The sequence below is a fragment of the Curtobacterium sp. PsM8 genome (assembly GCF_030433875.1).
Taxonomy (GTDB): Bacteria; Actinomycetota; Actinomycetes; order Actinomycetales; family Microbacteriaceae; genus Curtobacterium.
Window position 1 is genome coordinate 1 of the sequence record NZ_JARUXD010000101.1, and the last position, 8727, is coordinate 8727.

Annotated in this window: 9 protein-coding genes; 7 read left to right on the plus strand and 2 right to left on the minus strand. The window is 72.2% G+C overall.

Annotation, left to right across the window (positions count from 1 at the left end; translation table 11 throughout):
- Positions 1 to 146: 146 nt before the first annotated feature.
- Together QCD68_RS16060 and QCD68_RS16065 are read left to right on the plus strand one after the other, a co-directional pair.
- The gene (locus QCD68_RS16060; protein ID WP_301223743.1) at positions 147 to 1418 is read left to right on the plus strand and encodes a M18 family aminopeptidase; all 1272 of its coding nucleotides are present in this window, start codon (positions 147 to 149) and stop codon (positions 1416 to 1418) included.
- A gap of 27 nt (positions 1419 to 1445) precedes the next feature.
- Entirely contained in the window at positions 1446 to 2108 is a 663-nt protein-coding gene (locus QCD68_RS16065; RefSeq protein WP_301223744.1) for a GNAT family N-acetyltransferase, read from the plus strand.
- On the opposite strand, the gene QCD68_RS16070 is transcribed toward QCD68_RS16065, so the two are convergent.
- Both QCD68_RS16070 and QCD68_RS16075 read right to left on the minus strand, forming a co-directional pair.
- Positions 2090 to 2917: a DUF6264 family protein gene (locus QCD68_RS16070; protein WP_301223745.1), complete on the minus strand. Its 828-nt coding sequence runs from the start codon at positions 2915 to 2917 to the stop codon at positions 2090 to 2092. The genes QCD68_RS16065 and QCD68_RS16070 overlap by 19 nt on opposite strands.
- The gene (locus QCD68_RS16075) at positions 2914 to 3978 is read right to left on the minus strand and encodes a 4-hydroxy-3-methylbut-2-enyl diphosphate reductase (protein ID WP_221851113.1); all 1065 of its coding nucleotides are present in this window, start codon (positions 3976 to 3978) and stop codon (positions 2914 to 2916) included. The genes QCD68_RS16070 and QCD68_RS16075 overlap by 4 nt, the downstream gene beginning before the upstream one ends.
- Positions 3979 to 4102: 124 nt before the next feature.
- Here QCD68_RS16075 and xseA point away from each other — a divergent pair, with 124 nt between their 5' ends.
- From xseA to QCD68_RS16100, 5 genes are all read left to right on the plus strand, one after another.
- A complete protein-coding gene (gene xseA / locus QCD68_RS16080; RefSeq protein ID WP_301223746.1) occupies positions 4103 to 5344 on the plus strand; it encodes an exodeoxyribonuclease VII large subunit in 1242 nt (413 codons plus the stop codon).
- Between the two features lie 127 nt (positions 5345 to 5471).
- The gene (locus QCD68_RS16085) at positions 5472 to 5735 is read left to right on the plus strand and encodes an exodeoxyribonuclease VII small subunit (protein ID WP_111075718.1); all 264 of its coding nucleotides are present in this window, start codon (positions 5472 to 5474) and stop codon (positions 5733 to 5735) included.
- Positions 5732 to 6370: a DUF4245 domain-containing protein gene (locus QCD68_RS16090; protein WP_301223747.1), complete on the plus strand. Its 639-nt coding sequence runs from the start codon at positions 5732 to 5734 to the stop codon at positions 6368 to 6370. Before QCD68_RS16085 ends, QCD68_RS16090 begins: the two co-directional genes overlap by 4 nt.
- Positions 6371 to 6445: 75 nt before the next feature.
- On the plus strand, positions 6446 to 7060 hold the full coding sequence (locus tag QCD68_RS16095; RefSeq protein ID WP_301223748.1) for a carbonic anhydrase: 615 nt from the start codon (positions 6446 to 6448) through the stop codon (positions 7058 to 7060).
- A 103-nt stretch (positions 7061 to 7163) separates the two neighbouring features.
- Positions 7164 to 8576 carry a class II fumarate hydratase gene (locus QCD68_RS16100; RefSeq protein ID WP_301223749.1) on the plus strand — a complete coding sequence of 471 codons (1413 nt, stop codon included), beginning with the start codon at positions 7164 to 7166 and terminating at the stop codon, positions 8574 to 8576.
- Positions 8577 to 8727 lie beyond the last annotated feature (151 nt).

Genomic DNA, 8727 nt, shown 5'->3' on the forward strand with positions numbered 1-8727 from the left:
CCCCCCCCCGCGCGGTTTTAACACCCCCCCCCGGCCCCGGGCGGGGGGGCGGGGGGGGGCGGCGGGGGCCGGGGCCGGGGGCCCCCCGTCCGCCTGGGCGCACGCCCACTGCACGTCCGACCGCGACGACGTGCCACGATGGACGGATGACCGTCGACGCCATCGCCAGCGAGTTCGCCCACTTCGTCACGGAGTCCCCCACCGCGTTCCACGCGGCCTCGGTCGCTCGTGACCGCCTGGTGGCCGCCGGGTTCACCGACCTGGACGAGACCCAGGCCTGGCCGACCGAGCCGGGCGCGTACGTGGTCGTCCGTGACGGTGCGGTGATCGCCTGGCGTCTGCCCGAGGGCGCGTCGGCGACGACGCCGTTCCGCATCCTCGGCGCCCACACCGACTCCCCCGGGTTCCGCATCAAGCCGAACCCGACCGTCCGCGTCGGCGGCTGGGAGCAACTCAACGTCGAGGTCTACGGCGGCCCGGTCCTGTCGACGTGGTTCGACCGGGACCTGCGCATCGCCGGCCGGGTCGTCCACCGCGACGGCACGACCTCGCTGTTCGACACCGTCGACGCGGTCGCCCGGATCCCGAACCTCGCGATCCACCTCGACCGGGGCGCCAACGACGGCCCGGCCCTCGACAAGCAGCGGCACACCCTGCCGATCGTCGGGACCGACGGCAGCGCCGGTGTCGGCACGGGCGGCAGCGACGCGATGGAGTGGCTGCGCTCCCGCCTCGGTGAGACGGCCGTCGCGTGGGACCTCTTCTTCGCCGACGCCCAGGCACCGTCGCGGATCGGCATCGACCGGGCGTTCCTGGCCTCCGGCCGGATGGACAACCTGACGAGCGTGCACGCCGGACTGCGCGGCCTGCTCGAGGCCACGGGCGACGGCGACCACATCCCGGTGTTCGCCGCGTTCGACCACGAGGAGATCGGTTCGTCCTCACCGTCGGGCGCAGGAGGGCCGTTCCTCGAGGACGTCCTGGCACGCGTGCAGGAGGGCCTCGGCGCCAGCCGCTCCGAGTCCGCCCGCGCGTTCCGTGCCTCGTGGCTGCTCTCCAGTGACGCCGGACACCTGGTGCACCCGAACTACACCGAGAAGCACGACCCGACGAACCGACCCCGGCCGGGCGGTGGCCCGCTGCTGAAGATCAGCGCGAACCAGCGGTACATGACCGAGGCGAAGGGCACCGCGGTGTTCGCTGCCGCGTGTGCGGCGGCCGGTGTCGACCACCAGCCGTTCGTGAACGTGAACACGATCCCGGGCGGCTCGACGATCGGCCCGATCGCGGCGACCCGCCTGGGCATCCCGACGATCGACATCGGCGTCGGCCTGCTGTCGATGCACTCGGTGCGCGAGCTCGTGCACGTCGACGACCTGGCCGACCTGCACGCGGCGGTCGCGGCCTTCCTGGCCTGACCCCGGAGGACGTGCCAGGGTCGGACCATGACCTGGAGCACCAGCGCTGACGCCCGACGGTACGGATCGACGCTCCTCGAGGGCGACCGGGTCCGGTTCCGTGCGCTCGAGGACCCCGACCTGGCCGACCTGGTGCGGTGGTGGCGGGACCCGGAGTGGTCGGTGCTGCAGCAGATGGTCGTGCGTCCGCGGCCCGATGTGCCCGTGACGGAGATGTTCCGGTCGTGGAGCAGCAGCGAGCGTGGAGGCGACGTCGGCTTCAGCGTCGTGGACCGGGAGTCCGACGTGCTGGTCGGACATGTCACCCTGTTCGGCGGGGCGCTGCCGGTCCGTGCCGCGACCCTCGCCGTGATGATCGGTTCGGAGCACGTCGGCCAGGGCTTCGGCACCGACGCGGTCCGGGTGCTCACCGACTACGGCTTCCGCGAGATGGGGCTGAACCGCATCGAGATCCGGGTGCACGCGTTCAACGACCGAGCGCAGGCGGTCTACCGGAGGATCGGGTACCGACAGGAGGGCGTACGCCGAGATGCGACGTTCCACGACGGACGCTTCCACGACGAGGTCGTCATGTCCGTGCTCGCCCGCGAGTGGACTGGCCGGCCGCACGAACCCGCGGCCGCACCAGGGCCGACGACGGCACCGGCACCGGCACCGGCACCGGCGGGAGGTCAGCCGCCGGAGGCCTGACGCATCATCGCCGCGACGAAGCCGTCGTCCTGGAACACCACGATGACGAACACGACCGAGCTGAACAGCGTCGCGACGGCCCCGCCGAGGAGCGGCACCCAGAACGTCCGCTTGCCGGCCCGGAGCCGGACGACGGACCGCCAGAGCACGAGGGCGAACACGACGAGCATGCCGACGGCGCTGATCATCGCGGCACCGTTCAGCGATCCGGGGTCCTGCAGTTCGGTGTAGTTCGTCTCGAGGGTCTGCCGGACGGTGGACGCGACCGAGCCGATGGACAGCGACTGCACGACGCTGACCAGGCCCATCGCCAGGAGCACGAGGGTCAGGAGCAGGTCGACCGGCGAGGCACCGAGTCGGCGGACCGGCGCACCGTCGTGCGGGGTCGACACCCCACGACGCTCCCCCTGGGGCATCCGTTCCGCCGTGCGGTTCGTGCGAGCGGTCGTCCGGTTCGTGCGCTCCGCCGTGCCGTTCGAGCGGGCAGCGGAGGCGACCGCCGAGGCAGCGGCGTGCTCGCGGTCCCGCTGCTCCTGCCGTTCCTGCTCGGCGAGCACGGGGTTGACCCACCCCTCGGGCGCGTACTCCCCGTACTGCGGAGCCGGACGACCGACAGGACCGGCCGGACCGGCCGCACCGGCACTGCCCGCACCGGCACTGCCCGCACCGACGATGCCCGAGCCGGCGCCACCACCTGCAGAGTCCACGGACCCGTCGGAGGTGATCCGGGCCTCCAGGCCGTCGACCGACGTCGTCGCCCGCGGCGGCACCCCGGTCCAGCCGTCCGTCTGCGGATCGGGGGCGGTCATCGGGTGCGCCCGCCGAGCGGACGCGTCGACTTGCCGTCGGCGTCGGTGCGGAGCTCGCGGGGCAGCGAGAACATGAGGTCTTCGTGGGCGGTGACGACCTCCTCGACGGAGCCGTACCCGGCGTCGGCGAGCTGTTCGAGGACCTCGGCGACCAGGACCTCCGGCACGGAGGCGCCGCTGGTCACGCCGACGGTCCGGACGCCGTCCAGCCACTCCTGGCGGATCTCCTCTGCGTAGTCGACCCGGTGCGCGTCCTTCGCGCCGTACTCGAGGGCGACGTCGACCAGCCGGACGCTGTTCGACGAGTTCGCGGAGCCGACGACGATGACCAGGTCCGCTGCCGGCGCGACCTTCTTGACCGCGACCTGCCGGTTCTGGGTGGCGTAGCAGATGTCGTCCGAGGGCGGGTTCTCGATCGAGGGGTACTTCTCGCGCAGGAGCCGCACCGTCTCCATCGTCTCGTCGACGCTGAGGGTGGTCTGCGACAGCCAGACGAGGTTGTCCGGGTCGGGGACGTCGAGCGCGGCGACGTCGGCCGGCCCGTTGACCAGGATCGTGCGGTCTGGCGCGTGGCCCATCGTGCCCTCGACCTCTTCGTGACCGGCGTGGCCGATCAGGATGATCGTGCGCTCGGCCTTGGCGAACCGGGTGGCTTCGCGGTGCACCTTGGTGACGAGCGGGCAGGTCGCGTCGATGGCGTGCAGGTCGCGGTCCGCGGCGCCGGCCACGACCGCCGGCGAGACCCCGTGCGCGCTGAAGACGACGTGGGAGCCGCGAGGTACTTCCGCGACGTCGTCGACGAAGACGGCGCCGCGCTGCTCGAGGGTGGAGACCACGTGGACGTTGTGGACGATCTGCTTGCGGACGTAGACCGGCTCGCCGTACTGCTCGAGTGCCTTCTCGACCGCGACCACGGCCCGGTCGACGCCCGCGCAGTACCCACGGGGCGCTGCGAGCAGGACGCGCTTGGGCCCGCTCACCGGGACGTCGCGCAGTCGACCGCGCGCTGCGGGGACCCGCGGCGGGGCGAGCGGGACCGAGTGGCCGTTGGTGATCGTCACGTCCCCGATGATAGGTGAGCGGGACCCGCGCAGCCTGGGCACCGACGAGCCTGTGGAGGAGCGTCGCCATCCGGGATGTCACCGGTGTCCGGCAGCATGGTCCGCACGACGAGAGAGGGGCACGATGGCGATCGAACAGGGGCCGCCCACTGCAGAGGACCCGTGGCCCGTCGCGCTGCTCGGCGCGAAGCTCCGCGACTGGATCGACCGACTCGGGGTCGCCTGGGTCGAGGGCGAGATCACGCAGTGGAACGTCGCCGGCGGCAACGTCTACGGCAAGCTCAAGGACATCGAGGTCGACGCCACCGTCTCCTTCTCCATCTGGTCGAGCGTGCGCTCCCGGGTGCCGGCGGACCTCAAGCAGGGTGCCCGGGTCGTCGCGGCGGTCAAGCCGAACTACTGGGTCAAGGGCGGCTCGTTGACCATGCAGGTCGTCGAGATGAAGCACGTCGGGCTCGGGGACCTGCTCGAACGCCTCGAGCGGCTGCGTCGGAGCCTGGCGGAAGAGGGACTCTTCGACCCCGCCCGCAAGAAGCGTCTGCCGTTCCTGCCGCATCGCATCGGCCTGATCACGGGCAAGGACTCCGACGCCGAGAAGGACGTCAAGCGGAACGCGCAGCTGCGGTGGCCCCAGGTCGAGTTCCGCACCGTGCACACCGCGGTGCAGGGCGACCGCGCGGTGGCCGAGGTCACGGCGGCCATCCAGGAGCTCGACGCCGACCCCGAGGTCGACGTCATCATCGTCGCCCGCGGCGGCGGTGACTTCCAGAACCTGCTCGGCTTCAGCGACGAGGGCCTGGTCCGGGCTGCGTCCGCCGCGACGACGCCGATCGTCTCGGCCATCGGGCACGAGGCCGACCGGCCGATCCTCGACGAGGTCGCAGACCTCCGCGCCTCCACCCCGACCGACGCCGCGAAGCGCGTCGTGCCGGACGTGGCCGAGGAACTGGCGAACGTCCGACAGGCCCGTGCACGGCTCGGACTGCGGCTCTCACACACGCTCTCGGTCGAGGCCGACCGGATCGCGGCACTGCGCTCACGTCCGGCGCTGGCGTCCACCGCCTGGCTCGTCGACACCCGTGCGGAGGAGGTCGCCCGTGACCTCTCGCGCGCTCGGGAGCTCCTCGACCGGCAGATCGAACGCTCCCACTCCGAGGTCGGTCACCTGACCGGTCGGCTGCGCGCGCTGTCGCCGCGGGACACCCTCCGCCGCGGGTACGCGATCGTCCAGACGAACAGTGGCGCGGTGGTCCGCGGGGCGGACGAGCTCGACGGCGCGACGCCGGTGCACGTCACGCTCGGCACGGGGACCGCGGTCGGCACGCTCGAGGCGGACGGGCCGGGCCCGGACGGGTCTGGGTCCTAGCCGGGAGGCCCGTCCCGGCCCCGGCAGGTCGCCTCGCCTCGTCCTCCACCAGCGCCGCGTCTTCCGGTGTTCTCCACAGGCGTCCGGCACAGCGGTCGCGTCGGTGGCGGCTCGGTAGGATCGGAGCGTGTCTTCCGAGCAGCAGTCCGAGCAGCCCGACGTCCGCTCGCTGAGCTACGAAGCGGCGCGTGACGAACTCGTCCGTGTCGTCTCCGAGCTCGAGCAGGGGTCGGCGACCCTCGAGCGGTCCCTGGGCCTCTGGGAGCGCGGCGAAGCCCTCGCCGCCCGGTGTGAAGAGTGGCTCGTCGGCGCACGCGCCCGACTCGATGCCGCACGCGCCGCGACCGAGAACGGCAGCGCGGACCCGACCGCCGCGGGCGACGTCCGATGAGCGACCCGGAGACCGGCCGCCCGATCGTCGCCGAACTCGGACGCCCAGAGACGGCGGAGGAGACCTGGGCACGCAAGGACACCGCGCGCCGAGCCCGTCGTGAACACCAGACGGCGTTCAACCTCGTGCTGGCGCTCATCGCCTCGCTCGGCATCGTGCTCTTCCTGGTCGCCGTCGTGGTCCGGCCCGACCAGGCCGTCGACCGCTCCGTCGACTACCGGCAGGTCGCCCAGCAGGCCGACGTCTCCGGGGCTGAACTGCTCGTGCCCGACCTGCCGTCGTCGTACACCTCGAACAACGCCGAGTACCAGTCCGGTTCGGCTCGCGGGGTGGCCGTGTGGACGATCGGTCTCCTGACGCCGGACAAGCAGTACATCGGCATGCACCAGGGCATCGACGCCAACGACACCTGGGTCGCGGACCAGCTCGACCAGAAGCAGGCGACCGGTTCCCGCACGATCGCCGGGACGAAGTGGACCGTGTACGACCGACGTGACGAGGGCAAGGGCGCCGGCAACAACCTCTACGCACTCGTGACGACCTCCGGCAAGGACACCGTGGTGCTCGCCGGCACCGCCGACCAGAAGTCGTTCACCACGGTGGCGACGGCGGTCGGCGAGGAACTCGCCCCCTAGCCAGCACCACCACCAGCACCACCGCAGACAGCAGCACGTCCGACCGAACCCGATCAGCCCGAGGAACGACACACGATGACCGACCGCGCCGCCTCCACCCCCGCCGACGCCCTGCGACTCCTGGTCGACGGCAACGCCCGCTTCGCCGCCGACAAGCGCCGCACCGGCCGCATCGACCCCGAGCGCCGCTCCGAGCTGCAGGGTTCGCAGGCGCCGTTCGCGACGGTCCTCGGCTGCTCGGACTCCCGCGTGCCCTTCGAGCACGTCTTCGATGCCGGCATCGGCGACGTCTTCGCGATCCGCAACGCCGGGCAGATCGTCGACGACGTCGTCCTCGGCTCCATCGAGTTCGCCGTCGTCGCGCTCGGTACCCCGCTGGTCGTCGTGCTCCGCCACACCAAGTGCGGCGCCGTCGCTGCCGCACGTTCCGGCGAGCCGGTCCCCGCCCCGCACCTGCAGGCCCTCGTCGACGCGATCGCCCCGAGCGTCGAGCGGGTCCGCGCCACCGACCCGGACGTCGCACAGGAGTCCGTGGGTGCCGCGCACCTCGAGTCGAGCCTGAAGTCGATCCTCGACCGGTCGGGGGCCGTCTCCGACGCGATCGCGGACGGTAGGTTGGCCGTGGTCGGCGCGACCTACGACCTCACCACGGGCGAGGTCTCGATCGACACCGTCGTCGGACAGGCCTGACCCGATGACGTGACCGCTCCGGCAGCGACGAGCCGCCGGAGCGCCACCGACACCGCCGCGACCGCGACCCGGTGTGAGCACCACGAGGAAGGACCACGACGACGTGACCGACACCACCACCCCCGCTGACGGCGAGTTCCGCATCGAGCACGACACGATGGGCGAGGTGCGGGTCCCCGCGTCGGCCCTCTACCGTGCGCAGACGCAGCGGGCCGTGGAGAACTTCCCGATCTCGGGCACCGGCCTCGAGTCGGCGCAGATCGTGGCCCTCGCCCGCATCAAGCGTGCCGCGGCGCTCGTGAACGGCCGGCTCGGCATCCTCGACGACAGCGTCGCGCAGGCCATCGCCACGGCGGCGGACTCCGTGATCGCCGGGGAGCACCACGAGCACTTCCCGGTCGACGTGTACCAGACCGGCAGCGGCACCTCGTCGAACATGAACATGAACGAGGTGCTGGCGACGCTGGCCTCCCGCGTCGCCGGTGCCGAGGTCCACCCGAACGACCACGTCAACGCGTCCCAGTCCTCGAACGACGTCTTCCCCACGTCGGTGCACGTCGCCGTGACCGACGCTCTCATCCGGTCGCTCGTGCCGTCGCTCGAGCACCTCGCCGAGGCCCTCGAGCGCAAGGCCGTCGAGTGGGCAGACGCGGTGAAGTCCGGTCGCACGCACCTCATGGACGCCACCCCGGTGACCCTCGGGCAGGAGTTCGGCGGCTACGCCCGCCAGGTCCGCCTGGGCATCGAGCGGGTCAACGCCACGCTCCCCCGCGTCGCCGAGGTCCCGCTCGGCGGCACGGCCGTCGGCACCGGCATCAACACGCCGAAGGGGTTCCCGCAGCAGGTCATCGCCCAGCTCGCCGAGGACACCGGGCTGCCGATCACCGAGGCACTCGACCACTTCGAGGCGCAGGGTGCCCGTGATGCCCTGGTCGAAGCATCAGGTGCGCTCAAGGTCATCGCGGTCAGCCTGACGAAGATCAACAACGACCTGCGCTGGATGGGCTCCGGGCCGAACACCGGCCTCGGCGAGTTGCACATCCCGGACCTGCAGCCGGGCTCGTCGATCATGCCCGGCAAGGTCAACCCGGTCATCCCGGAAGCCACCCTCATGGTCGCCGCCCGGGTCATCGGCAACGACGCCACCGTGACGTGGGCCGGTGCCTCCGGGTCGTTCGAACTCAACGTGGCGATCCCGGTCATGGGCACCGCGCTGCTCGAGTCGATCCGACTCCTCGCCAACAGCACGCGGGTGCTCGCCGACAAGACCGTCGACGGGCTGCGGGCGGACCTCGAGCGGGCCCGTGCGTACGCCGAGTCGTCGCCGTCGATCGTGACGCCGCTGAACCGGGTGATCGGCTACGAGTCGGCCGCGAAGGTCGCGAAGTACGCGGTCGCCGAGGGCCTCACGGTGCGCGAGGCCGTCGTCGCCCTCGGGTTCGTCGAGCGGGGCGAGGTCTCCGTGGAGCAGCTCGACGCAGCCCTCGACGTCCTGAGCATGACGCACCCGAACTGACCCGTCCGCAGGGCACCGGCGTCCTCCCGAGACGCCGTCCCGCGGGGCGGCCTTTCGCCCAGCCGGCGGCGCCTCGCCAGCCCGGCGGCGCCTCGCCCACCCGGCGACGAAGGCGCGGACGGAGGCACGGTCGGCGAGGTCGAGCGGGCGG